Annotated in this window: 18 protein-coding genes; 13 read left to right on the top strand and 5 right to left on the bottom strand. The window is 67.1% G+C overall.

All coding sequences use genetic code 11. The features are described from left to right. Positions 1-133 precede the first annotated feature (133 nt). On the bottom strand, positions 134-1,351 hold the full coding sequence (locus tag ACZ3HL_RS20200; protein WP_465532804.1) for a hypothetical protein: 1,218 nt from the start codon (positions 1,349-1,351) through the stop codon (positions 134-136). A 646-nt stretch (positions 1,352-1,997) separates the two neighbouring features. On the opposite strand from ACZ3HL_RS20200, the gene rpoB reads away from it, so the two are divergent. The 9 genes from rpoB to ACZ3HL_RS20245 all read left to right on the top strand — a co-directional run bounded on the left by rpoB (position 1,998) and on the right by ACZ3HL_RS20245 (position 18,106). Continuing rightward, complete coding sequence (gene rpoB / locus ACZ3HL_RS20205) at positions 1,998-5,498, top strand: DNA-directed RNA polymerase subunit beta (protein WP_192747819.1); 3,501 nt, start codon at positions 1,998-2,000, stop codon at positions 5,496-5,498. Positions 5,499-5,583: 85 nt separating this feature from the next. Next, positions 5,584-9,495 (top strand): DNA-directed RNA polymerase subunit beta', encoded by a 3,912-nt coding sequence (locus tag ACZ3HL_RS20210; RefSeq protein WP_257489273.1) that lies wholly within the window; start codon positions 5,584-5,586, stop codon positions 9,493-9,495. A gap of 189 nt (positions 9,496-9,684) precedes the next feature. Next, positions 9,685-11,442 carry a hypothetical protein gene (locus ACZ3HL_RS20215; RefSeq protein WP_465532806.1) on the top strand — a complete coding sequence of 586 codons (1,758 nt, stop codon included), beginning with the start codon at positions 9,685-9,687 and terminating at the stop codon, positions 11,440-11,442. Between the two features lie 1,351 nt (positions 11,443-12,793). Further along, positions 12,794-14,638, top strand: a complete 1,845-nt coding sequence (locus ACZ3HL_RS20220; RefSeq protein ID WP_465532808.1) for a hypothetical protein — start codon at positions 12,794-12,796, stop codon at positions 14,636-14,638. A gap of 80 nt (positions 14,639-14,718) precedes the next feature. Next, positions 14,719-16,479 (top strand): hypothetical protein, encoded by a 1,761-nt coding sequence (locus tag ACZ3HL_RS20225; RefSeq protein ID WP_465532810.1) that lies wholly within the window; start codon positions 14,719-14,721, stop codon positions 16,477-16,479. Between the two features lie 32 nt (positions 16,480-16,511). Continuing rightward, positions 16,512-16,745 carry a hypothetical protein gene (locus ACZ3HL_RS20230; protein WP_465532812.1) on the top strand — a complete coding sequence of 78 codons (234 nt, stop codon included), beginning with the start codon at positions 16,512-16,514 and terminating at the stop codon, positions 16,743-16,745. Positions 16,746-16,771: 26 nt separating this feature from the next. Further along, a complete protein-coding gene (locus tag ACZ3HL_RS20235) occupies positions 16,772-17,002 on the top strand; it encodes a hypothetical protein (protein ID WP_465532814.1) in 231 nt (76 codons plus the stop codon). A 55-nt stretch (positions 17,003-17,057) separates the two neighbouring features. Continuing rightward, complete coding sequence (locus ACZ3HL_RS20240) at positions 17,058-17,519, top strand: hypothetical protein (protein WP_465532816.1); 462 nt, start codon at positions 17,058-17,060, stop codon at positions 17,517-17,519. A gap of 86 nt (positions 17,520-17,605) precedes the next feature. Continuing rightward, positions 17,606-18,106, top strand: coding sequence for a GNAT family N-acetyltransferase (locus ACZ3HL_RS20245; RefSeq protein ID WP_465415359.1), 501 nt, complete (start codon positions 17,606-17,608; stop codon positions 18,104-18,106). Positions 18,107-18,110: 4 nt separating this feature from the next. Here ACZ3HL_RS20245 and ACZ3HL_RS20250 read toward each other — a convergent pair whose 3' ends face one another. Genes ACZ3HL_RS20250 through ACZ3HL_RS20265 form a run of 4 tightly spaced genes read right to left on the bottom strand, consistent with a single transcriptional unit; the run spans position 18,111 to position 21,641 of the window. Next, the gene (locus ACZ3HL_RS20250) at positions 18,111-19,547 is read right to left on the bottom strand and encodes a hypothetical protein (protein ID WP_465532818.1); all 1,437 of its coding nucleotides are present in this window, start codon (positions 19,545-19,547) and stop codon (positions 18,111-18,113) included. Between the two features lie 9 nt (positions 19,548-19,556). Continuing rightward, a complete protein-coding gene (locus ACZ3HL_RS20255; protein ID WP_465532820.1) occupies positions 19,557-20,720 on the bottom strand; it encodes a hypothetical protein in 1,164 nt (387 codons plus the stop codon). Between the two features lie 13 nt (positions 20,721-20,733). Further along, entirely contained in the window at positions 20,734-21,066 is a 333-nt protein-coding gene (locus ACZ3HL_RS20260; protein WP_465415353.1) for a hypothetical protein, read from the bottom strand. Beyond that, the gene (locus ACZ3HL_RS20265) at positions 21,063-21,641 is read right to left on the bottom strand and encodes a YbaB/EbfC family nucleoid-associated protein (RefSeq protein WP_465532822.1); all 579 of its coding nucleotides are present in this window, start codon (positions 21,639-21,641) and stop codon (positions 21,063-21,065) included. The genes ACZ3HL_RS20260 and ACZ3HL_RS20265 overlap by 4 nt, the downstream gene beginning before the upstream one ends. A 171-nt stretch (positions 21,642-21,812) precedes the next feature. Here ACZ3HL_RS20265 and ACZ3HL_RS20270 point away from each other — a divergent pair, with 171 nt between their 5' ends. The 4 genes from ACZ3HL_RS20270 (at position 21,813) to fusA (ending at position 25,330) form a co-directional block, all read left to right on the top strand. Next, positions 21,813-21,959, top strand: coding sequence for a hypothetical protein (locus ACZ3HL_RS20270; protein WP_126733346.1), 147 nt, complete (start codon positions 21,813-21,815; stop codon positions 21,957-21,959). Positions 21,960-22,322: 363 nt separating this feature from the next. Next, positions 22,323-22,697, top strand: a complete 375-nt coding sequence (gene rpsL / locus ACZ3HL_RS20275; protein ID WP_003102113.1) for a 30S ribosomal protein S12 — start codon at positions 22,323-22,325, stop codon at positions 22,695-22,697. Further along, the gene (rpsG, locus tag ACZ3HL_RS20280) at positions 22,697-23,167 is read left to right on the top strand and encodes a 30S ribosomal protein S7 (protein WP_007031033.1); all 471 of its coding nucleotides are present in this window, start codon (positions 22,697-22,699) and stop codon (positions 23,165-23,167) included. Before rpsL ends, rpsG begins: the two co-directional genes overlap by 1 nt. 63 nt (positions 23,168-23,230) lie before the next feature. After that, positions 23,231-25,330, top strand: a complete 2,100-nt coding sequence (gene fusA, locus ACZ3HL_RS20285) for an elongation factor G (RefSeq protein ID WP_034304237.1) — start codon at positions 23,231-23,233, stop codon at positions 25,328-25,330. The last annotated feature ends 23 nt before the right edge of the window (positions 25,331-25,353 follow it).

The raw sequence follows: 25,353 nt of genomic DNA on the forward strand, positions 1-25,353 counted from the left end.
ATGCCTCAAAACCCACACCCACTACAACGAAAACACCGCCTGGGCCCACCACACCACCACCGCTTGACACACAAAACCCAGGGATGTCTTCACGGCTTTCCGGCGCCCCCGCCCCTGACCTGCGTTTAGCGGGCTAATCGTCACGCGTCTGCGCGCCGCTCGACCGGAGCTTGAAGGCCGCCGTGCGCGCCTTCTTGGCCATCTCCCGGTCCGGATGGTTCGCGCCGACGACGTTCAGGAGTTCGAGCCTGTCCGGGTGGCCGGAGGACGTCAGCAGGTCCACGATGTCGAAGCCGTCATCCATGTCGGCCAGTTGATGGACGAACGCGCCGAGCGCGTGCATTGCCGCGTAATGGTCGGCCATCCCAAGCAAGACCTCGTCACGGGTGACCGTTTCCCGGTCGACCGCTCCACGTTCGCACAGCCACATCGCGGCGACTGCGCTGATCAGACCGCCTTCGCTGCGGACTTCCACAGCGGTCTCGAGGCCGATCTCGCCGGTCTCCCCGAGCGCGATCAAGGCGAACAGCCGTTCTTCGGGAAGTCGCGACCTGCGGAGGAACTCGCTCGCCTCCGCTGCCGCGTCGGAGGGCCCCCGGTGCCGGGTCCAGGCCTTCAGCTCCGCGTCGATGATCTCCGGCGCGGAGTCGACGAGGCGCGGGGTCAGCTCGCCGAGACTCGCTTCCGCGGCGTCACCGATGACCGGTGCGTCCATTCCGGCCTCGCGGAGCTCCCTGTTGATCGCCCACAAGGCGATCGGGGTGAGGCTGAGGAGGAACGGGGAAGGATCGGGTCTACCGGCGATCTCGGCGATCATCGCGAGCCCGGCCGGGTCCGCGGTGGCCTGCTCGATCGCGCCGAGCCGTTCCAGCAGATCCAGCGCGACGGTCATCGTGTGTCGTGCCGACTCGTCTGGTGCCTGCCCGAGATCGACCACCTCGAAAAGGAGTTCGACCGGCACCTGGACGGGACCCGACTGATAGAGGGTGAGTGAGATCGACGCGACCAGTCTGGCTGGAGGCATCTCGGCGGCCGGCGGCAAGGCTTCACCGATCGTCAAATACAGCCGCTGCCAGAGCAGGAGAGGGTCCTCGAGGAGTTTCGTGGCCCTCTTGAGGGGCACGTGCTTGCCCTTGACGACCCGGACCAGGTCGGAAGCCTCCGCCCACCGAGGGACCAGCGTGTCGCCCGGCTCGCTGTTCTCGTCCAACCCGGCCACGTACCCGCGGACATCGTCGAGGAGGGGGATCTGCTCCGCGGCCAGCCGCAGCTCGGCCTCCGGCGGCAAGAAGACCGGGGGCATCGTCCGCATAACGTCGGCATCGGCGTCCAGCTCGTACGGATTCGTCACGCGGCCCAGTCTGGCACCGCCCGCCCGGCGCGCGTCGCGATTAGCCCGCTAAACGCAGGTGCGTCGCCTTGCCTGTGTGCCGCACCAGGTGGCCCACCGGCCACAACGGTCACACCGGGCAAGTCCGTCCGGGCACCCCTCCGATCGCCTGGCCCGACCCGGTGACCCTCCGGGAAGCTCCGGCGGCCGGATCGCGATTAGCCCGCTAAACGCAGGTCGGCGCGCCGGCGCCGCCACCTGCGGGTACCGGGCGGTAACCAGGATGATCGTCCTGTGAGGCACCCCGCGCGGAGCTACTTCGACGCTGCGCCAACCGGCGGGACCACCGCGCGGCATCTTGACTCAGAGCCCCTGTGGGGTCACGCTTACTGGCAACGGTGAGAACCGGCGGTGCCCTTGCGGGAGGGACGGCCCGGGGAGGCCGAGGAGAGGCATACCTGAAGACGTTGCGATGCAGGCTGGGCCCCATCGGGAGCGCCCCCTGGACAGACCGCGACGTTCGGGCTAGACTGCTTCTTTGCGCTGCCCTCTTTCAGGCTGCCCGGAGCCGGTAGTTAGGATAGTGGGCACACGGCACCCTTGACAGATCGCATCAGCTGTTGCTGACGCGGCTGCTCACCGCTCATTGTCCCCGGAAGGACGCATCTTGGCAGTCTCTCCCGCGAACCAGGCCACTGCTGCGACCACCTCGGCTGTATCTCGCTCGGAGTCCACGGGAATCCCGGGAGCCCCCAAGCGGGTCTCCTTCGCAAAGATTCGCGAGCCGCTCAGCACCCCGAACCTGCTCGACGTGCAGATCAGGTCCTTTGAATGGTTCACCGGCGACGAGGCGTGGTTCGAACGCCGCGTCGAAGAAGGTGAAGAAAACCCGGTCGGTGGCCTGGAAGAGGTCCTCAACGAGATCTCGCCGATCGAAGACTTCTCCGGATCCATGTCGCTGTCCTTCTCCGACCCGCGCTTCGACGAGGTCAAGGCCTCCGTCGAGGAGTGCAAGGACAAGGACATGACGTACGCGGCCCCGCTGTTCGTGACCGCCGAGTTCGTGAACAACAACACCGGCGAGATCAAGAGCCAGACGGTCTTCATGGGTGACTTCCCGGTGATGACCGACAAGGGCACCTTCGTCATCAACGGCACCGAGCGTGTCGTCGTGTCCCAGCTGGTCCGTTCGCCGGGTGTGTACTTCGACACCAGCGTCGACAAGACCACCGACAAGGACGTCTTCAACGTCCGCGTCATCCCGAGCCGGGGTGCCTGGCTGGAGTTCGACGTCGACAAGCGCGACACCGTCGGCGTCCGCATCGACCGCAAGCGCCGCCAGCCGGTCACCGTGCTGCTGAAGGCGCTCGGCTGGACCACCGAGGCGATCCGCGAGCGCTTCTCCTTCTCCGAGACGCTGCTCGCCACCCTCGAGAAGGACCACACCGCCGGCACCGACGAGGCGCTCCTCGACATCTACCGCAAGCTGCGTCCGGGCGAACCCCCCACCAAGGAGAGCGCGCAGACGCTGCTGGAGAACCTGTTCTTCAAGCCGAAGCGCTACGACCTGGCCAAGGTCGGCCGGTACAAGCTGAACAAGAAGCTCGGCCTGACCACGCCGTACGACACCGGGACGCTGACCGAAGAGGACATCGTCTCGACGATCGAGTACCTGGTCCGCCTGCACGCGGGCGAGGACAAGGCGACCGTCGGCGACCAGGTCATCCCGGTCGAGACCGACGACATCGACCACTTCGGCAACCGTCGTCTCCGCACCGTCGGCGAGCTCATCCAGAACCAGATCCGCGTGGGTCTGTCCCGGATGGAGCGCGTCGTCCGCGAGCGGATGACCACCCAGGACGTCGAGGCGATCACCCCGCAGACCCTGATCAACATCCGTCCCGTCGTGGCGGCGATCAAGGAGTTCTTCGGTACTTCGCAGCTGTCGCAGTTCATGGACCAGAACAACCCGCTGTCGGGGCTGACGCACAAGCGTCGTCTGTCCGCCCTCGGCCCGGGTGGTCTGTCGCGTGAGCGCGCCGGCATGGAGGTCCGGGACGTCCACCCGTCGCACTACGGCCGCATGTGCCCGATCGAGACGCCGGAAGGCCCGAACATCGGCCTGATCGGTTCGCTCTGCTCGTACGCGCGGGTCAACCCGTTCGGTTTCATCGAGACCCCGTACCGCAAGGTCGTCGAGGGCCGCGTCACCGACCAGGTCGACTACCTCACCGCGGACGAGGAAGACCGGTACGTGAAGGCGCAGGCGAACGCGCCGATCTCGGACGACGGCACCTTCGTCGAAGACCGCGTCCTGGTCCGTAAGAAGGGCGGCGAGGTCGAGCTGATCGACCCGCTGGACGTGGACTACATGGACGTCTCGCCGCGGCAGATGGTCTCGGTCGCGACGGCGATGATCCCGTTCCTCGAGCACGACGACGCGAACCGCGCGCTCATGGGCGCGAACATGCAGCGTCAGGCCGTTCCGCTGCTGCGCAACTCGGCCCCGCTGGTCGGCACCGGCGTGGAGCTGCGTGCCGCGGTGGACGCCGGTGACGTGCTCGTCGCCGAGCAGGCCGGTGTGGTCGAGGAGCTCTCGGCCGACCTGATCACGATCATGCACGACGACGGCACGCGGAAGAGCTACGGACTGTACAAGTTCCGTCGCTCGAACCACGGCACCTGCTTCAACCACCGCCCGATCGTCAACGAGGGCGACCGGGTCGAGCAGGGTCAGGTCATCGCCGACGGCCCGTCCACCGAGAACGGTGAGATGGCGCTCGGCAAGAACCTGCTCGTCGCGGTCATGCCGTGGGAGGGCCACAACTACGAGGACGCGATCATCCTCTCCGAGCGCCTGGTGCAGGACGACGTGCTCACGTCGATCCACATCGAGGAGCACGAGATCGACGCCCGCGACACCAAGCTGGGCGCCGAGGAGATCACCCGGGACATCCCGAACGTCTCCGAGGAGGTCCTCGCCGACCTCGACGAGCGCGGCATCATCCGCATCGGTGCCGAGGTCCGCGACGGCGACATCCTGGTCGGCAAGGTCACGCCCAAGGGCGAGACCGAGCTGACCCCGGAGGAGCGCCTGCTCCGCGCGATCTTCGGCGAGAAGGCCCGTGAGGTCCGCGACACCTCGCTGAAGGTGCCGCACGGCGAGACCGGCAAGGTCATCGGCATCCGCGTGTTCTCCCGCGAGGACGACGACGAGCTGCCCCCGGGCGTCAACGAACTGGTCCGCGTCTACGTGGCCCAGAAGCGGAAGATCCAGCCGGGCGACAAGCTCGCCGGCCGCCACGGGAACAAGGGTGTCATCGGCAAGATCCTCCCCGCCGAGGACATGCCGTTCATGGAGGACGGCACGCCCGTCGACATCATCCTGAACACCCACGGTGTCCCGCGTCGTATGAACATCGGCCAGGTCCTGGAGCTTCACCTGGGCTGGCTGGCGTCGCAGGGGTGGAAGATCGAGGGCAACCCGGAGTGGGCGAAGAACCTCAACGAGGAGCTCTACGACGTCGACCCCGGCACGAACACCGCGACCCCGGTGTTCGACGGCGCGAAGGAAGAGGAGCTCACCGGGCTGCTCGGCGCGACCAAGCCGAACCGCGACGGCGAGCGCATGGTCAAGCAGAACGGCAAGGCCACGCTGCTGGACGGCCGCTCCGGCGAGCCGTTCCCGTACCCGGTCTCCGTCGGCTACATGTACATCCTGAAGCTGCACCACCTGGTCGACGACAAGATCCACGCCCGGTCCACCGGTCCGTACTCGATGATCACGCAGCAGCCGCTGGGTGGTAAGGCGCAGTTCGGTGGCCAGCGGTTCGGCGAGATGGAGTGCTGGGCGATGCAGGCGTACGGCGCCGCATACACCCTGCAGGAGCTCCTGACGATCAAGTCGGACGACGTGGTCGGCCGCGTCAAGGTGTACGAGGCCATCGTCAAGGGGGAGAACATCCCCGAGCCGGGCATCCCGGAGTCGTTCAAGGTGCTCCTGAAGGAGCTCCAGTCGCTCTGCCTCAACGTCGAGGTGCTGTCCAGCGACGGCGCCGCGATCGAGATGCGCGACTCCGACGACGAGGACCTCGAGCGTGCCGCGGCCAACCTCGGCATCAACCTGTCCCGCAACGAGTCGCCCTCGGTGGACGACGTCGTGCACTGACCCGCGATGAGGCGGGAGTCCCTCGGGCTCCCGCCTCCGCTCGCCAACTCCTCTAGTCGCATCAACCCCAAGGGGATGTAAAGACGTGCTGGACGTCAACTTCTTCGATGAGCTCCGCATCGGCCTCGCCACCGCCGACGACATTCGTCAGTGGTCCTTCGGCGAGGTGAAGAAGCCGGAGACCATCAACTACCGGACGCTCAAGCCCGAGAAGGACGGCCTCTTCTGCGAGAAGATCTTCGGCCCGACCCGGGACTGGGAGTGCTACTGCGGTAAGTACAAGCGGGTCCGCTTCAAGGGCATCATCTGCGAGCGCTGTGGCGTCGAGGTCACCCGCGCCAAGGTGCGTCGTGAGCGGATGGGCCACATCGAGCTGGCCGCTCCCGTCACCCACATCTGGTACTTCAAGGGTGTTCCCTCCCGCCTGGGCTACCTGCTCGACCTGGCGCCGAAGGACCTCGAGAAGATCATCTACTTCGCGGCCTACGTGATCACCGGTGTGAACACCGAGCTGCGGCACAACGACCTCCCGACCCTCGAGAACGAGATCGGCGTCGAGCGCAAGAACCTCGAGACCAAGCGTGACGCGGACATCGAGGCACGGGCGCAGAAGCTGGAAGCCGACCTGGCCGAGCTGGAGGCGGAGGGCGCCAAGTCCGACGTCCGCCGCAAGGTCAAGGAAGGCGGCGAGCGCGAGATGCGTCAGCTGCGTGACCGCGCCGGTCGCGAGCTGGACCGTCTCGAGGAGGTCTGGACGACCTTCACCAAGCTCGACACCCGTCAGCTCATCGCCGACGAGCTGCTCTACCGCGAGCTCGTCGACCGCTACGGCGAGTACTTCACCGGCGGCATGGGCGCGGAGGCCATCCAGAAGCTGGCCACCGAGTTCGACGTCGCCGCGGAGGCCGAGAGCCTGCGCGACACCATCCGCAACGGCAAGGGGCAGAAGAAGCTCCGCGCGCTGAAGCGGCTCAAGGTCGTCGCGGCCTTCCAGGCCACCGGCAACGACCCGCGCGGCATGGTCCTCGACGCCGTCCCGGTGATCCCGCCGGACCTGCGCCCGATGGTCCAGCTCGACGGTGGCCGGTTCGCCACCTCCGACCTGAACGACCTCTACCGCCGGGTCATCAACCGGAACAACCGGTTGAAGCGGCTGATCGACCTCGGCGCGCCCGAGATCATCGTCAACAACGAGAAGCGGATGCTGCAGGAGGCCGTCGACGCGCTGTTCGACAACGGCCGCCGCGGCCGCCCGGTCACCGGTCCCGGTAACCGCCCGTTGAAGTCGCTGTCCGACCTGCTCAAGGGTAAGCAGGGCCGGTTCCGTCAGAACCTGCTCGGCAAGCGTGTCGACTACTCCGGCCGTTCGGTCATCATCGTCGGTCCGCAGCTGAAGCTGCACCAGTGCGGTCTGCCGAAGGACATGGCGCTCGAGCTGTTCAAGCCGTTCGTCATGAAGCGGCTGGTCGACCTGAACCACGCGCAGAACATCAAGTCCGCCAAGCGGATGGTGGAGCGGTCGCGGCCGCAGGTGTGGGACGTGCTCGAAGAGGTCATCACCGGCCACCCGGTGATGCTGAACCGTGCGCCGACCCTGCACCGCCTCGGTATCCAGGCCTTCGAGCCGCAGCTGGTCGAAGGCAAGGCCATCCAGCTGCACCCGCTGGTCTGTGAAGCGTTCAACGCGGACTTCGACGGTGACCAGATGGCCGTGCACCTCCCGCTGTCCGCGGAGGCGCAGGCCGAGGCCCGCATCCTGATGCTGTCGGCGAACAACATCCTTTCGCCGGCGTCGGGCCGTCCGCTCGCCATGCCGCGTCTGGACATGGTGACGGGTCTGTTCCACCTGACTCGCCTGACCGAGACCGCCGAGGGCGCGGGCAACGCGTACTCGTCGCCCGCCGAGGCGATCATGGCGTTCGACCGCAAGGCGCTGAGCCTGCACGCCCCGGTCAAGATCCGCATCACCGACCGTCAGCCCGCCAAGGCCGACGAAGCGGCGCTCGCGGAGAAGGGCTGGGAGCCGGGCAAGGCGTGGCTGGCCGAGACCACCCTGGGCCGCGTGCTGTTCAACGAGCTGCTGCCGGCGGACTACCCGTTCATCAACGAGCCGATGCCGAAGAAGCGTCAGGCCGCGATCGTGAACGACCTCGCCGAGCGCTACTCGATGACCCAGGTCGCGCAGACCCTGGACCGCCTGAAGGACGCCGGTTTCTACTGGGCGACCCGTTCGGGCGTCACGGTCGCGATCTCCGACGTTCTCGTCCCGACCGGCAAGAAGGCCATTCTGGACGAGTACGAAGGCAAGGCCGACCAGGTCGAGAAGCGGTACCAGCGTGGTCAGCTGTCGCACGCCGAGCGCAACAACGAGCTCGTCAAGGTGTGGACGCAGGCCACCGAAGAGGTCCACAAGATCATGGAGACGGCGCTGCCGGACGACAACCCGATCGCGATGATCGTGAAGTCGGGCGCGGCGGGCAACATGACGCAGGTCCGGTCGCTGGCCGGTATGCGTGGTCTGGTGTCGAACCCGAAGGGTGAGTACATCCCGCGTCCGATCAAGGCCAACTTCCGTGAAGGCCTGTCGGTGGCGGAGTACTTCATCGCGACGCACGGTGCCCGTAAGGGTCTGGCGGACACGGCGCTCCGTACCGCCGACTCGGGTTACCTGACCCGTCGTCTGGTGGACGTGTCGCAGGACGTCATCGTCCGTGAGATCGACTGTGGCACCACCCGCGGTATCAACATGCCGATCGGCGAGGACATCGGCGACGGCAAGGTCCTGCGCGACCAGCACGTCGAGACCAGCGTGTACGCGCGGAACCTGGCGACCGACGCGGTCGACGCCAAGGGCAACGTCGTGCTCAACGCCGGTGACGACATCGGTGACCCGGCGATCGACAAGCTCATCTCGAGCGGGATCTCCAAGGTCAAGGTGCGTTCGGTGCTGACCTGCGAGTCGGCCGTCGGTATCTGCGCCACCTGCTACGGCCGGTCCATGGCGACCGGTCAGCTCGTCGACGTCGGCGAGGCCGTGGGTATCGTCGCGGCCCAGTCGATCGGTGAGCCGGGTACGCAGCTGACGATGCGTACGTTCCACCAGGGTGGTGTCGCCGGTGACGACATCACGACCGGTCTGCCCCGTGTCCAGGAGCTGTTCGAGGCCCGGGTCCCGAAGGGCAAGGCGCCGATCGCCGACGTCGATGGCCGCGTGCGCATCGAGGAGAGCGAGCGGTTCTGGAAGATCACGCTGATCCCGGACGACGGCAGCGAGGAGATCGTCTTCGACAAGCTGTCCAAGCGTCAGCGGCTCGCGAACACCCCGAACGGCCCGCTGGGTGACGGTGACCGTGTCGCCGTCGGCCAGCAGCTGCTCGAAGGCACGCCGGACCCGCACGAGGTCCTGCGGGTCATGGGGCCGCGCGAGGCGCAGATGCACCTGGTGGACGAGGTCCAGAAGGTGTACCGGGCGCAGGGTGTGTCGATCCACGACAAGCACATCGAGGTCATCGTGCGGCAGATGCTGCGCCGCGTGACGATCATCGACTCCGGTGCCACGGACTTCCTGCCGGGCGAGCTGCCCGAGCGGACCAAGTTCGAGGCGAAGAACCGTGCGTCGGTCGCAGAAGGCGGCGAGCCGGCCTCGGGTCGCCCGGTGCTGATGGGGATCACGAAGGCCTCGCTGACCACGGACTCGTGGCTGTCGGCGGCCTCGTTCCAGGAGACCACGCGTGTCCTGACCGACGCGGCCATCAACGGCCGCTCGGACAAGCTCGTGGGCCTCAAGGAGAACGTGATCATCGGTAAGCTGATCCCGGCCGGTACCGGGATCAACAAGTACCGCAACATCCAGGTGCAGCCGACCGAGGAGGCGCGGGTCGCCGCTTACGCGATCCCGTCCTACGACGACGGCTACTACACCCCGGATGTGTTCGGCTCCACGCCGGGCGCCGCGGTGCCGCTGGACGACTACGACTTCGGCCGCGACTTCCGCTGACCGAAGCGAAATCCACGAGAAGGGCCCCCGCCGATCCGGCGGGGGCCCTTCCCGTTTCCCGGAATGTTCCAGTTTGAACCCCGTCACCCGAACCGGGTAGGCATCCTCCGCGGAGCTCGTTAAATTGATCGGGTTCGACGCGGCTCGGGGGCTGTGCGCGTTTCATCGGGTTATCTGGGGAGACTCTGCGTGAGCAAGAGACCTGGCGCGAGATCGATCGCGCGTACCGGGGTTGTCTATCTCGCCGCCTTGGCGGCACTGACCGGCGTGTTCGCCACGCCTGCCATGGCGGATCCGGAGCCGTCGACCCCGCCCTCGAGCAGTGTGCCGGTGACGTCCGCGGCGCCGAGTACCTCTCCCGCCCCGACTTCGAGCGCGCCGCCGGTCGAGAGTTCTTCGTCCGCGGCGCCGAAGCCGCAGGCCGGGAACGACAAGGTCGAAGCTTCGGTCGCGTTCGAAAAGTCGTCTTACCGGACCGACGAAGACGTTCGTTTCACGTTCAAGGTCAAGAACGTCACCGAAACTCGTTTGACCGGCCTTCAGCTGCACTATTTCTTCAGCGAACCAGGCGCCCTTTCGATCCCTTACGAGCCGGGATGGCGGGAACTGGGTCGCTCGCCGGGGGTGAGCCTCGAGCCGGCGGGAACCATCGAGATGACCCTCACCGGCCAGGTGGCGGACCTCGACAGTGATGTCGTGAACGTCCGCGGCTTCCTTTACGACGATTCCTCGTTGGGCATCGGCGAGTTCAGCGCCAGCGTCCCTGTCACGAAGGTCGTCAAACGCGCGGAGGGAGTCGTGTTCGGCGACAAGAACGGCAACGGCAAGCTCGACGACGGCGAACAGCTCGGTGGTATCCCGCTCACCTTGCGCCACACCCTTGGCGCCAAGGAGTACAAGGCCACCAGCGACGCCGACGGGAAGATTGACTTCGGCGACGTCGCGGCCGCCCAGTACCGCCTCGGCGGCGGCGACGCGAGCAAGGGTTGGCTCTTCCCGGCCAAGGTCGTCCAGATCGGCGCGGACACCACGAACTTGCCCATCCGCGGCGTGCAGCCATTGGACGGCGCACTCAAGGCATCGGTGTCCTTCACCAAGGACCTGTACAAAGCAGGCGAGCTCGCCCACCTCACCGTCACGCTGTCGAACTCCGGATCCATCCCGCTCTCCGGCGTCGTGGCGGGGTGCAATCGTGTCGGAAATGACTTCGGTCTGAAGGGCAACGGTCCCGGTTGGGGGGAGCTCTCCTACTTCGAGGGCGGGGTGGCGATCGCTCCTGGCGAGACCAGAACCTTCGACGTTACCGAGAAGGTTCCGGACGCCGCACTGAATCATGGCCGTGTCGCGGTGGGGTGTGACTTCGGTTATGCCGACGTCGGCATCGACGGCAACCCGGTCGCCACTGACGAGGCCGCGGTGCCGGGTGGGATGGCCACCTTCGCGGGACAGGTCGCCGACGAGTCCGATCCGAGCAGGCCTGGCCCGGGCATCGCCGGCGTCAAGCTCGTCTTCTCGTCCGACGGCGACTGTCCGACCATCGTCGAGACCACGACCGACGCGGACGGGAACTTCAAGATCGAGAACGTGGTCCCGGGGCCGAAGTACCGCCTGTTCTTCGCGCCGCCGCAAGGTTGGCGGATCAAGAACGAGAACCCGACCTCGATCTATGTCGTCGGCCCGCCGGACAACCCAGCCCGGCTGCGCGTCGGAGCAGAGAAGGGCGAGGAACCGCCGGTCACCCTGCCTACCCGGCGTCCTGGCTGTGACGCGTCTGGAACCACCACGCCCGCACCCGGTGCGCCGGGTCAGCAGGGTTCCGGCGGCGGAACGGGTCTGGCCAGCACCGGTGCCGATGTACTCGGCCTCGGCGCCCTCGCCCTGGCCGCCCTGGCCCTCGGCGGGGGTCTGATCTTCACCTCCCGCCGCCGTCGCCGCCAGGCTGACTGACCTGCGTTTAGCCCCCTGATCGCGATCTGTCACCTGCCCACGCCCGATGCCACCGGATCGCGTTTAGCCCGCTGAACGCGATCCGGTGGCACTTGCGTTCAGCGGGCTAAACGCGATCTGCCTGCCGCCTGCCCCGACCTGCGTTTCGCCCCCTAAACGCGATCCGGTGGGAGGGGGCGCAGGTCAGGGAGGGTCGGGTGACGGGGAAGTCGAAAGTGGGTGTTCGGGAAAGCTTCCCCGCGAAGGTGTAGTGCCACCGCTCCTCGGCGAGGTTTCGGAACCCGGCCTCCGCGAGCGTGACCTTGAGCAGTTGCCGGTTCGCCCGGGCCTCGCCGGTGATCCTCAACCGGTCCGGCGAGAAGCAAGGCGCCAGCGGTTCACCCAGCCGATATGGGTGCTGCGGCCGGGGCGGTGGCTTCACGATCGTCAGGTCCACCGTGCTCCCGCGGCTGTGACCGGACCCGTCGGCGAACAAACGGTTCTTCGCCACGTTCGGACAGAACTCCGCCTTAATCCTCTCGTCCGAGAGGTCCTCGGCCCCCTGGACGAAATGGTCGACGGTCCGCGGCGGCCGGTAGCAGTCGTACACCTTGAGCGTGTGGCTCTGCCGCAGCAGTCGCCGCTGGCCGGCCGTAGGCCCTCCGCAGCTTGCAGGGGCAGGAGGAACGGCGGTTGGACGTATCCTTCGGTCTTCCGGCCGACGAAGTTGTGCCACCCCCGGTAGCGGATTTCATACAGGATCGTCGGCGCGACGTCGGAGAGCGCGACGAACTCGGGGTGCGCCTTCGGCTCGTCTGAGGTTCTTCGGCACTTGGCCTGTCCTACATGGGGCGGGCAGCAGCAGAGTTCCTGAGATTGCATAACGAAAACATAACGGGCGCGCTCTATTGGGCCCGGGTTACTGGTCCGTTGTGACCTGCCGTAGTGCCGCCAGGTGGCCTAATTCCCAAGGCGCGGAAAGTCGCCACCCGTCCGGACTAATGGTTCATCCGCATCGTGGGAAATTCACCCTGTCGTGGCACGTCCCATTCTTTGATCGCGAGATTGACACTCTGGCGGCTTCGCACGAGTATTCGCCCATGCAATCCCCAGTCGCCTTGGTATGGCGCCGGCACGTTGACTTGCGGCAGCAAGCCAGCGCGCTGTGTATGGATTCCTGACCCTTTCCGGGATCACTTGATCAGCTGCGTCTGTTCGTCGTGCGCTGACGTTTCCACTGTGCCGCAACGGTTCCCTGCGCGAACCGGCGGTTGATTGTAATTCCCTTCGTTTCGTGCGGTGAAGCCTGCGCGAAATAGGGGAGAGGTGTGCCGATTTTCTGGCGCTTCGGTAGCGAAAACAGGGAGAAAGAATGCTATCCAACTCGCCCAAGTGGCGAAAAGTGGTGATCGGCGCCTTGGCGTCGGCGCTCGCTGTGGGCACGGTGACCTACACCGGCTCCGCGACGAGCGCCTACGCCGACGTCCAGGTCGTCAAGGACGCGAAGAAGGCGGCCGACGGCAAGGAGTACTGGGTCCAGAACCACCTGGTGTCCAAGGACGTCGCGGCGTCCCGGAGCGCGGACGGCAAGCGCAAGAAGTGGCTGCTGGTCTGGGCCGGTGACGAGAACATCGCCGACACCCTGGTCAAGGACGTCAAAAATCTGCCGGGTTCGCTCGGTGGCGGCCTGAACAAGATCAAGAACGCGTTGCCCGGTCCGGACTTCCTCGCCGTGATCGACGCGACGCAGGGTTCGCCGACTTACGGCAAGGTCGTCAACACCGCCACCGTCGGCCCGCTCGTCGAGAACGAGCCGCACCACATGCAATACGTGTGGCACAAGGGAGACACGATCTACGCCGGCGCGCTGTTCGCCGCCGCGACGTACGCCTTCGACGTCTCCGCGTTGCCGCGACTGAAGCTCAAGGGCGTCAGCCTCCCGACCCAGACCCTCGGCGGCTCGGTGCCGGACGCGTATTGGGTGCTCAAGGACGGCACCGCCTACGGCACCTACATGGGCGGCCCGGTCGTGCCCGGCCCGCACACCTACGCCAACGGTTCGACCGTGGTGGGCAACGGTTTCGCCGGCAGCCCCGGTGAGGTCGTCCGCTTCGACCAGAACGCACAGGTGCTTTCGGAGTCCCCGGCGGCCACGCCGCAGGGCGACAACAAGAAGCTGTGCGACAACCTCCCGCAGCTGGACAAGCCGACCTGCGCCAACCCGCACGGCATCCAAGCCCGCGAGGATCTCGACACCCTGGTCACCAGTGACTACGCCGAGCCGCGCAACATCATCCTCGACCCGGTGAAGCAGCCGTCGCCGTATCTGCGGCGGCCGACCGTCCGCACCTGGGACATCTCCGACCGCAACAAGCCGAAGCTCAAGGCGGTCTCGTACCTGCCGGACGGCCCGAGGGCTGATCCCGCGGACCCGCTGCACGCGGAAAGCCGCGCGGTCATGGAGACCACGGTGACCAACCTGCCCGGCCACAAGGGCGCGTTCGCCCAGACCATGCAGGGCGGCGCGGTGTTCTACACGCCGGACATCACCGCCAAGGAGCCGCACTGGATCCAGGTGTTCGACGACGGCGCCGCCAACAAGGCGATCCACCCGAACAACGACTCCAACGGCGGCGGGTCGAACGGTGGCTGGATCCAGACCAGCCCCGACGACAAGTACCTCTACCGTGCGATCACCGGACGCTCCAAGGGCGCGCTCGGCCCGGACGACCCAGGCACCACAGGTGGTGTGTACGTCCTCGACATCCAGAAGCTGGTCGCCGCCGGCGACAAGGTCGAGAACATCAAGGGCCGGATCGACACGAAGGAGAAGTCCCAGCAGGGCGGTGGCGGTGACCTGCCGACCGTCGTCGGCGCGGCGCCGATCAACCCGGGTACCCCCGGCGGGGGCCCGCACTGGGGCGCGTACGACAACTTCGTGCTCGGCGACGACGGGTACTACCACGAAACCGACAAGCCGCAGCATCTCGCGGTGTCGAACTACTTCGTCGCACGGTCCGGTTTGGACGGTGACCACAAGGTCAACCTGCTGAACCTCGGCCAGGACGGGAAGGTCGCGGTCGACCAGAACTTCCGGGACGAGTTCACCGGCCAGGTCGGGATCAATTTCAACCGGAAGACCTGGCCGCACGGGTCCTTCGGCAACGCCAAACCGCACTCCGAACTGTTCGTCGTGGCGGACGCGGATCTCAAATAGCCCTGCTCGGCGCGGAAGGTCGTGGGTGGCGGGCACACTCCGCCACCCACGGCTCCGCCGATCTTTTCGGAGAAGGCTCCATGGATCACCACGTCATACCGGCGAGCTCGGGTTCGGCAGGCGCCGACATCGCCCTCGTCCTGCTCCGGATCGGACTTCTGCTGGCGACCGCTTTCCTCGCGGGCACAGGAATCCTGCGTCCGCTGGTGGGTGAACTGCCCCACCGGCTGCACCTCACCATCGCCGCTCTCGGTGGGGTTTCCGCCGTGCTGGCCGCGGTTTCCGCCTTCGCGACCGACGTCACCGTCATCGCGTCGATCGTGCATCTCGTGCTCGCGCTGGCCATTCCAGTACTGATCCGCTGGCCGTCGGCGGGCCGTTGGGCCGCTCTGGCGCTCGCCGCGCTGGTGGTGCTCGAAACCTCGCTCGGGCGGACGGGTGTCGAATTCGCCATCGACACCGTCTACGTCGCGGCCGCGGCCTTGTGGTTCGGCGTCACTGTTCTCTCCGTCTGGGTGCCCGCGGAGCAGTGGCGTCAGACGAACTTCCGGCTCGGCCCGCTTTCCCTGACGTTGGGCGGACTTCTCGTCGTCGCGGGCGCGGCCCAGCTGTTCTCCTCCGGGCTGGGTTTCGACCGCAGGATCTACGGCACGCTCTTCGGTATCACCTTGCTGGTGATCGCCTTGCTGCCGGTATTCGCCACCGTGATCGCAGGATTCTTCTTCGCGGGTAAGGAATCCATCCGCGCCTATCGGTACGGCGCGGCCGCTGTGGTACTCGGTTTCGTTGCCTGGAGCGGTCTCGCGGCCATTCCCGAACCACCCGAGCTCCCGACCCCCGGTGTGGCGCTGCTCGCCGACGCCGCCCTCGGTGGACAGCGATTCCCCGTTCTGGTTAGTCCGCAACGTCCCGGCAAGAACCTGGTCCATTTCCCCGCGAGCGCGGGAGAAGACCTGTCCGCGGGAATCGAAGGCGGCCTGATCGGCAAGGCCATCGTGCGGCCGGGTGCCGAGGGCACTTGGGCCGAGGTCGACCTGCCGAAGGGGCGTAACGACCTGGTCATCAGCCGCGGCGGGGAGCAGACGAATATCGAGGTCGACGCGGGGGAGGAGCCAGGCCCCGCCATCGAGGACGCGGACGCACCCGAGTGTGCTTCGGCGGCGCTGGGCGGTCTGATCGCCGACCGCCGCGAAGTCCTCACCTCTTGCCCGGCGGACGCACTTTCGAGTGAGGACAGCGGTTCTCTCGTCAAACTCGTCGAATTCCTCGTCGGACGCGAACCTTCCGCGCTCACCCTCGTCGAGGACACCTCGCCGCGCAGTACGGCCGCAGCGAAGCTGGTCCGCGAGACCGCCGCACGTTCCGGTCTGCCGGTGCGGGCCGAGGCGGGGCCGAACACCGCGCTGGTCGTCGTGTCCGGCTGGGCGGGCGGCTACACGGCGATGACCCGCGCGGCCGAGTCCCAGCGGCTCAAGCCGACCCATCAATACGGCCTGTACCTGGCGCCCTGGCTACTGAACGGGCCGATCGTCAACTCCGTCGCGAGTTCCTCGGTGCCGTTGAGGTTCGACCCGCGCGAGCAGGTCGCCGTGAGTTTCGCCGTCGCAGCGGGCAACGCCTTCGGTGGCGAAAGTCCCACGCTCGGCGGGTTCCGGAGCTGGCTGGGTGATCAGTGGAGGTCGATCGACGGCGACGTCCAGATCTTCGCGGCGGCGCAGGTCAACGCCATGCCGATGTACCCGGGCGAACCGCACGCCGTCGGGATGATCGCCGACCGGAACTACGCGGGGCAGTGGATCCCCGACGGCACGATCGTGCCGGTCAGCCCGGTACTGCGGTGAAGTTCGATTTCAACGAAAGAATGGGAGAGGAAATGAAACGAATCGCGGCCCGTGTGCTGCTGCCGCTCGCCGTCGCGGGCGCGCTGTCCGGACTCGCCGGAGGGGTCGCCTCGGCCGACCCGCTGCCGGGTCTGCCCACCGGTGGCGGCGGCCCCGCGGTCTGGCTGTTCCCCGGCCTCGACCTCGGCGGCCTGCTCGGACCGACCGTACCCGTGCCCACCGACGTCCTCGCCCCGATCTACGGGATCATCACGCCCATTTCGTAAAACCGTTACCAGTAAAGGAGAATCTCATGAAGACCTTCGTCCGCGCGGTCACCGGTACCGCGCTCGCCGGGCTCGTCGTGCTCGGTTCGGCCGCTCCGGCGCTCGCCGCGCAGGAAGCGCCGAACGATGTCGTGGTCGTCGACGAACCCGACACGAGCGACCTCCACAACATCTGGACGTTCGCGCCGCTCGGCGTCCCGGTGCTGGGGCTCGTCCAGTCGCTCAACGGCGTCCCCGGCCGGCTGCTGCCGTCCTGACTTCCGCGGCGGCGCGGCTTCCGGGCCGCGCCGCCGCATTCGGTGAGGAGGGCCGATGGCCGACAGGCAACTGATCGGGCGTATCGCCATCGCGGGGATCGTGGTGGCCGCGATCGCGACCTGTGTGGTGCTGCTCAACGGTGGTGAGGAGCCGTGGGCCGAGACCACGGCGGTGCCGTCGCGGGGGCCCGACCGCACGATCACCCGGACGCTCAGCCAGGCGCGGCCGGTGTCGAACGACTGGCGGATCGCCTACGAACTTGCCGGCTCGGGGACCGCGACCGTGGTCTACGACTCGAACGGGCTGGGGCTCGTGCACCAGGAGCTGCAGGTGAGGCTGCCGTGGCGCAAGGAGCTCACGTGGAAGAACACCGGCACCCCGCCGACCGTCCAGCTGATGGGGCAGGGCGAGGGCGCCGTCGAATGCCGGGTGGCCGTGGGCGGCGCCGTCGTCACCTCGGAGAGGTCGGCCGCCGGGGAGGTCGCCACCTGCGCCGGCCGCCTTGCCCCCTCCTGACCACCCCGGCGGACCTGCGTTTAGCCCCCTAATCGCGATCTGGTGGCGGAGCGAAAACCGGTGGCCAGAGTCGGCAGAATGTAGCCATGACCTGGAGCTTCGAAGTCACCCCCGTCGATCGACCGGACGCCGCCCAGCTGCTGCGCGAGTATCTGGACGAGATCGCCTCGCGCTACTACGAGCGCCAGGTCACCGAAGCGGAGCTCGACGTCCTGCTCCAGGAGCAGCACAGCCGGGACATGGTCCCGCCGACCGGAGCCTTCCTCCTCGCGTGGCGCGACGGGGTACTGGCCGGCTGTGCCGGGCTCCGGGTGATGACGCCCGAGATCACCGAGCTCAAACGCGTCTTCCTGCGGAAGTCCGAACGCGGCAAGGGCGGCGCGGCGCTGCTCGTGGCCGCCGCCGAAGACGTCGCCCGCGGCCTCGGGGCCACGACCATCCGCCTCGACACCCGCGACGACCTCGTCGAGGCGAGGGCCCTGTACGCGCGCCTCGGCTACGAGACGGTCGAGCCCTTCAACGACGACCCCTACGCGCACCACTACTTCGCGAAGTCCCTGGCCCCGGCCGTGCCGGATCGCGTTTAGCCCGCTAAACGCGACGCGGGCGCGGGCGGAAGGTGGCTTTGGCGAGGACGGCGCCGGCGAGGACGGGCGCCAGCCCGATCAGCAGCATGAAGACACCGGTGTCCTTGCCCTCGATCAGCGGATGCCACCACAGCGGCGTCACGGCGATATCGACGACGTCACCCCGTTCCGGGAAGTTCCCGAAGGACATCCATCGCAGGTCCTTGACCGCGTGCGTCTCTCCGTCGAGTTCGTAGGTGCCGTCCACCAGGTTGCCGTTGCCGCAGCTGGTGCAGCTCGACGTGCTCGCCTCCGCCCGCAGCGTCGCGGTCACGGTCAGCCGCGCCTCGGGGGCGAGCCCGGTCAGCGCGGTCAGCGAGTTCACCGCGAGCGCCAGCCCCGGGATCACCAGGACGAGCGCGACGACCGTGCGTGCCACCAGCGACAACGTCGACAGCGGCTGACGTCCGGCCGCTTCCCGGCGCCGGTTGAGGGGACCGCGGAGCCCGGCGAGCGGACCCCGGCGGCCGCCGAGCCATCCGGCGTCACTGGTGTCGGAAGCCACCGCCACCGAACGAAAGCCCGCGTCTTCCCAGTCCACAGTGGACGCCAGGACGGCCAGGCGGCGCGAATCGGCGAACATCATCTCTTCGGTCAGCGTCCCGGCTTCGGAGGTCCACAGTGAACCGCCGTGGAAGGCGACCTCCCGGACCCGGAACCACGGATCGCCTTCGAACAGCGCGCGGACGCCGGGAGAGAGCAGCGCCTCGGCGAACTCCGGATCGGAAGTCGTCACGGTGAACCGGCGGTCGAACTCCGTGCCGGTCTCGAACCGCTGCAGCAGGGCGTCCGGCTTCGGCGCCCCGACGGTGTTCCGCGTGATCCGGGCGTCCTCCAGCGGCGTGAACCGCTCCGGCTCGAAAGCGCCCGTCACGGGGGTGACGACGACCGAAGGCACGACAGGCGTCCGAAGCTGGATCAGGGCGTACGTCCCATCGGTCAGGTCAGCTGTCCTGGCCAGGTCGGGGAAGTCGGCCGAGCCGCCGAGCCGGTACTCGACCCCGAGCAGGCGGTGTCCGTTGTGCTCGAACTCGACCGCGGTCACCACCGACTCGGGTGACGCGTGGGTGACGGCGATCCCCCGCGAGGGGAGTACGCCGAAGCTCGGCTCACCGGATCCGTCGAGCCTGCCGGTCCAGGTCTTCTGCCGATACCCCCGCCAGGCCGCCAGACCCGCGATGACCAGCGGGAACGCGAACCACAGCCAGCCGGGCACCGCGCTGCCGGACCCCGCCGAGAGCCAGTACAGCGACGTCTCGGAGACGAGGATCCCGCAGAGCGCGTAGCTGACGGCGGCCGCGGTCGGCCGCCGTCCGTCGAATCGCCCGCCGAGCAGCAGCAACACCAGGGCAAGGGTGTACCCGCCGGCGATGAGCCACGGCCCGGCCAGCTGATCGTCCATCGGGCGACCCTACTGGTCCATGTCGAGGTTCTCGCGGGTCTCCTCGTCGCTGTGGCGACCGCCGGTGCGGCCGTACTCCTGCCCGGCGGTGACGTTCTTGGTGTTGTCGATGACCTTGTTCGCGACGTCGAAAGCCGCCTTGCCCTGATACGCCGAACCCTTCGCCAGGTCGGCGGGATTGACCCCGACCACCTGCTTGATCGCCTGGTTCGGCACCCCCTGGAGGACGTCCTTCGCGGCGTCGCCGAAGGTGCCCAGCTGCGACCCGGTGCCCTTCGCGAACGCGCCGACGATCGCCTTCTCCTGGCCGGGGGTCATCCCGACCTTGCCCGCCTTCGTCAGCTTCGAACCCTGTTTCACCAGGTCGTCGGTCCACTTGAGCATGAAGCCCATGAACTTGTCGAGCAGCTTGCCGAGCTTGCCGAGATGTTTGGTGATCTTGCCCATCGCGCTCGCGGCCTTGGCGATCGTCGCGGTCATCGCGGCGGCCACCGACGAGCCGAGGCTCACGACGGAAGCGGCCAGCGCCGGCAGCCAGATGTAAATGGCCCACGTGACCAGCTCGGAGATGATCGATTTGACGACCTCTTCGATGACGGTCATCACCATCGACCACATCTGCAGCGTCTCGGCCACCGTGCCGGCGCTGTTGCCGATGCCCTTGATACCGACGGCGAAGTCGCCGAGCGCGTTCCTGGCGGCGTCGCCCGCGTCGCCCACCCAGTCCTTCAAGGACTCGTCGCCGGTCTTGACGAAGTCGTCGGCCAGTGCGACGAAGCCCTTGGCGATGTTGCCGAAGTTCCCCGCCGCGGTCTTGAGCGCCGGGCCGTCACCCGTGACGAAATGCAGCGCGTCCTGCAGCGGCTGGATCAGCTCGATCAGGATGTTCAGGCCGTTGCTGACCAGCCAGCCGACCGGGTCGAGCACGAAACTCGCGACATCCGCCCCAGCTCCCGCGATGAACCCGGCGCCGTCCTGCACCAGCTGCCCGCCGGCGGCCACCAGGTCGCCGGGGCCCTGCGCGGTACTGAACTTCTCGTAGGCGTTGGCGACGGTGGTGACGCCCTTGCCCGCGATCGGCACCTTCTTCGCCGCGTCCATCGCGTTCTTGCCGAAGCTGTCGTCACCCGTGATCTTGACGCCGGCGGCGATGCTCGCCTTCTCGTCGGTCATGCCGTCCCCCAGCTCACTTCGGTCCGTCGATCTTGGCTTCGTACTTCCCCAGGGTGATCGTCGCGTCGTTTTCGAAGCCGTTGTAGATCGACGCCGCCTGGGTCATCTTCCCGGAGAACGAGTCGACGCCGGTCTTCAGGAGTTCGAGCAGTTCACGCAGGTCGGCGAGTTTGCCGGTGTAGGTCTGCTTGACCGCGAGCCCGATCAGGCCCCACGACTTGTCCGTGACGTCGGCCTGGTCGACGAGATCGCCGAACTTGCCCGCCTCGTCCTTGTAGTAACCGAGCTTGTTCGAGTAGTCGGTCAAGGCCTGCGTCTTGACCGCGTGCCCGCCTGGTCCGGTCATCGGTGATCCTCCTCGTCGAACAGGTTCTTGAGGAACTGGTCACCGGCCGAGTTCCCGCCCGACGGTGCCGGCCCGGGAGTCGGTTCGTCCGACCGCCGGAGCACCGTCTCCTCGCTGAAGTCGTCTTCGTTCCGAGGGCGGCGCGCGGGGTTCCGTGGTGGCTCCTCCGACATCTGAGACCGCAGATCGTCCGCCGTGGTTCCCAGTGCTTCCGCCTGGGCTTCGAGAACCTGTTCTTCGACGTTCAGATGGAAGGCCCCGCCGAACTGCGCGTCGACGATCCCCGCCTGCTTCCGCGCCGCGTCGGCCACCGCGGTGTGCAAAGTGGACAGAATCGCGGCGGAGAGCTGTTGTGGTTGCTGCCGAAGGGCTTCCGGGCTGAGGCGAATGTCCTTCACGGACCCGCCGGGCCCCGCGACGACGGTGACCGAACGGTCCGGCGACGTCGCCACCGACTCCAGCTCCGCCAGTTCGCCCTGCATCTCGCCGACCTTCGCGAACTGCGTCTCGGCCTGTTTGATCTTGGATTGGAACTTCTCGAACTCGGCGACCAGCTGTTCGAACTCGGCCGACATGGAGCCTCCCCGTGCAAAGTGCGTGTGACCGCTTTCACCGCAGCCATCGTGACCTATTCACTCGTTGGACGCGATGGGGTGCTTTCCGGATCCATCCGGCTCACCCGATAGGGGAATAGGTAGCGTGGTCCGCCGAGCAGGGCGGTATCAGTACGAACGAGGGGAGGCGTCGTGGACGCCGAGAAGCAGGAAAGCAGCGAAGAACCCAGGCGGGGGAGTCACGCGGCGCCGGAGGGGGCACCCGTGCATCCGTTGATCGACCTCTCCCGGGACCCGCATCCGGGCCGGGCGGACCACGCCAAGCCCGACGAGGACTGAGTCCACCACCGGGAGGGGGCGACGCCAAGACGGGGAATGGAACGGCCCGAAACGCCGTTCCATCAGGGTGGCCGCGGCGTGACGCCCGGCACGATATAGTTATCGACCCCCCGATTTGGCCGGTCCGGAAGTGGCCGGGTATCTTTGGAGACCGTGCCCGGCAGGCGTCGGGCCGTCCCGTGTGCCGTGCGGCATGAACGGGGTGCTCAGGCATCCGGTTCCAAGGCTTCGCCCACGCGGGATCCGACGGAAAATCCCTACGGGAAGTTACCGGTCGCAAGACCGTGACGCGGGCCGACACGCCCGACCGCGGGGGCCGGAGACAACACGTAGTAGCAAGATCGCGAACAGAAAGCTGGTCCATTGCCCACGATCCAGCAGCTGGTCCGTAAGGGCCGCCAGGACAAGGCTGCCAAGCAGAAGACCGCGGCCCTCAAGGGGAGCCCGCAGCGGCGTGGCGTGTGCACTCGCGTGTACACCACAACCCCCAAGAAGCCGAACTCGGCGCTTCGCAAGGTCGCTCGTGTGAAGCTGACCAGCGGCATCGAGGTCACCGCCTACATTCCCGGTGAAGGCCACAACCTGCAGGAGCACTCGATGGTGCTCGTGCGCGGTGGTCGTGTGAAGGACCTGCCGGGTGTCCGTTACAAGATCATCCGCGGTTCGCTCGACACCCAGGGTGTCAAGAACCGTAAGCAGGCGCGCAGCCGGTATGGCGCGAAGAAGGAGAAGAGCTAATGCCCCGCAAGGGTCCGGCCCCGAAGCGGCCGCTGATCTCTGACCCCGTCTACGCATCCCCGCTGGTCACCCAGCTGGTGAACAAGGTGCTGAAGGACGGCAAGCGGTCCCTGGCCGAGCGCATCGTCTACGGCGCCCTCGAAGGCGCTCGCGAGAAGACCGGCACCGACCCGGTCGTCACGCTGAAGCGCGCCCTCGACAACGTGAAGCCCACCATCGAGGTGAAGAGCCGCCGCGTCGGTGGTGCCACCTACCAGGTGCCGATCGAGGTCAAGCCGGGCCGCTCGACGACCCTCGCGCTTCGTTGGCTGGTCTCCTTCTCGCAGGCCCGTCGCGAGAAGACCATGATCGAGCGTCTGCAGAACGAGCTCCTCGACGCGAGCAACGGCCTCGGCGCCAGCGTGAAGCGGCGTGAGGACACGCACAAGATGGCCGAGTCCAACAAGGCCTTCGCGCACTACCGCTGGTGATATCCGCCCGGCTGCCGATCAAAGCCTTGCCGGGCCCCAATTTTGAGACAGGGGAACACTCTCGTGGCACGTGAAGTGCTGACCGACCTGAACAAGGTCCGCAACATCGGCATCATGGCCCACATCGACGCCGGTAAGACCACCACCACCGAGCGGATCCTGTTCTACACCGGGGTCAACTACAAGATCGGTGAAGTCCACGATGGCGCCGCCACCATGGACTGGATGGAGGAGGAGCAGAAGCGGGGTATCACCATCACCTCGGCTGCCACCACCACCTTCTGGGCCGACCACCAGATCAACATCATCGACACGCCGGGCCACGTCGACTTCACCGTCGAGGTGGAGCGTTCGCTCCGCGTGCTCGACGGTGCCGTCGCCGTCTTCGACGGCAAGGAAGGTGTCGAGCCGCAGTCCGAGCAGGTCTGGCGTCAGGCGGACAAGTACGAGGTTCCTCGTATCTGCTTCGTCAACAAGATGGACAAGCTCGGCGCGGACTTCTACTTCACCGTCCGCACCATCGAGGAGCGCCTCGGCGCCCGCCCGCTGGTCATCCAGCTGCCGATCGGCGCCGAGAACGAGTTCGAAGGCGTCGTCGACCTGGTCCGCATGAAGGCGCTGACCTGGCGCGGCGAGGTCCAGAAGGGCGAGGACTACGCCGTCGAGGAGATCCCGGCCGAGCTCGCCGACAAGGCGGCCGAGTACCGGGAGAAGCTGGTCGAGGCCATCGCCGAGACCGACGACTCCCTGATGGAGAAGTTCCTCGAGGGCGAGGAGCTGACCGAGGCCGAGATCAAGGCCGGCATCCGGAAGCTCACCGTGAACCGCGAGGCGTACCCGGTGCTCACCGGTTCCGCGTTCAAGAACAAGGGCGTCCAGCCCATGCTCGACGCGGTCATCGACTACCTTCCGTCGCCGCTGGACGTCCCGGCCGTCGAGGGCACGCTGCCCGACGGCGAGACGGTCGTGTCGCGCAAGCCGTCGACCGAGGAGCCCTTCTCCGCACTGGCGTTCAAGATCGCCGCGCACCCGTTCTTCGGCAAGCTGACCTACATCCGGGTGTACTCGGGCAAGGTCGCCTCCGGCGCGCAGCTGATCAACGCCACCAAGGAGCGCAAGGAGCGCATCGGGAAGCTCTTCCAGATGCACTCCAACAAGGAGAACCCGGTGGACGAGGCCCAGGCGGGCCACATCTACGCGGTCATCGGCCTGAAGGACACCACCACCGGTGACACCCTCGCCGACCCGCAGAACCCGGTCGTCCTCGAGTCGATGACGTTCCCGGCGCCGGTCATCCGCGTCGCGATCGAGCCGAAGACCAAGGCCGACCAGGAGAAGCTGTCCCTGGCGATCCAGAAGCTGGCCGAAGAGGACCCGACGTTCCAGGTCAACCTGGACGAGGACACCGGCCAGACGATCATCGCCGGTATGGGCGAGCTGCACCTCGAGGTGCTGGTCAACCGCATGAAGTCCGACTACAAGGTCGAGGCGAACATCGGTAAGCCGCAGGTCGCCTACCGCGAGACGGTGCGCAAGACGGTCGAGAAGCTCGACTACGTGCACAAGAAGCAGACCGGTGGTTCCGGTCAGTTCGCGAAGGTCATCGTCAAGCTCGAGCCGCTCGAGTCCACCGACGGTGCCCTCTACGAGTTCGACAACAAGGTCACCGGTGGCCGCGTGCCGCGGGAGTACATCCCGTCGGTCGACGCGGGCGCACAGGACGCCATGCAGTACGGCGTGCTGGCCGGCTACCCGCTCGTCGGGTTGAAGTTCACCTTGTTGGACGGCGCGTACCACGAGGTCGACTCTTCGGAAATGGCCTTCAAGATCGCCGGCTCCATGGCGATGAAGGAAGCCGCGAAGAAGGCCGGTCCGGTCATCCTCGAGCCGCTGATGGCCGTCGAGGTCACCACGCCCGAGGACTACATGGGCGATGTGATCGGCGACCTCAACTCCCGCCGTGGCCAGATCCAGGCCATGGAGGAGCGCGCCGGTACCCGTGTCGTCAAGGCACTGGTCCCGCTGTCGGAGATGTTCGGTTACGTCGGCGACCTGCGTTCGCGTACGCAGGGACGTGCCAACTACTCCATGGTGTTCGACTCCTACGCCGAGGTTCCCGCGAACGTCGCGAAGGAAATCATCGCGAAGGCGACGGGGGAGTAGTTCCCGTCCGCTCGCGGGCATAA

Source organism: Amycolatopsis sp. NPDC000009, assembly GCF_055563465.1.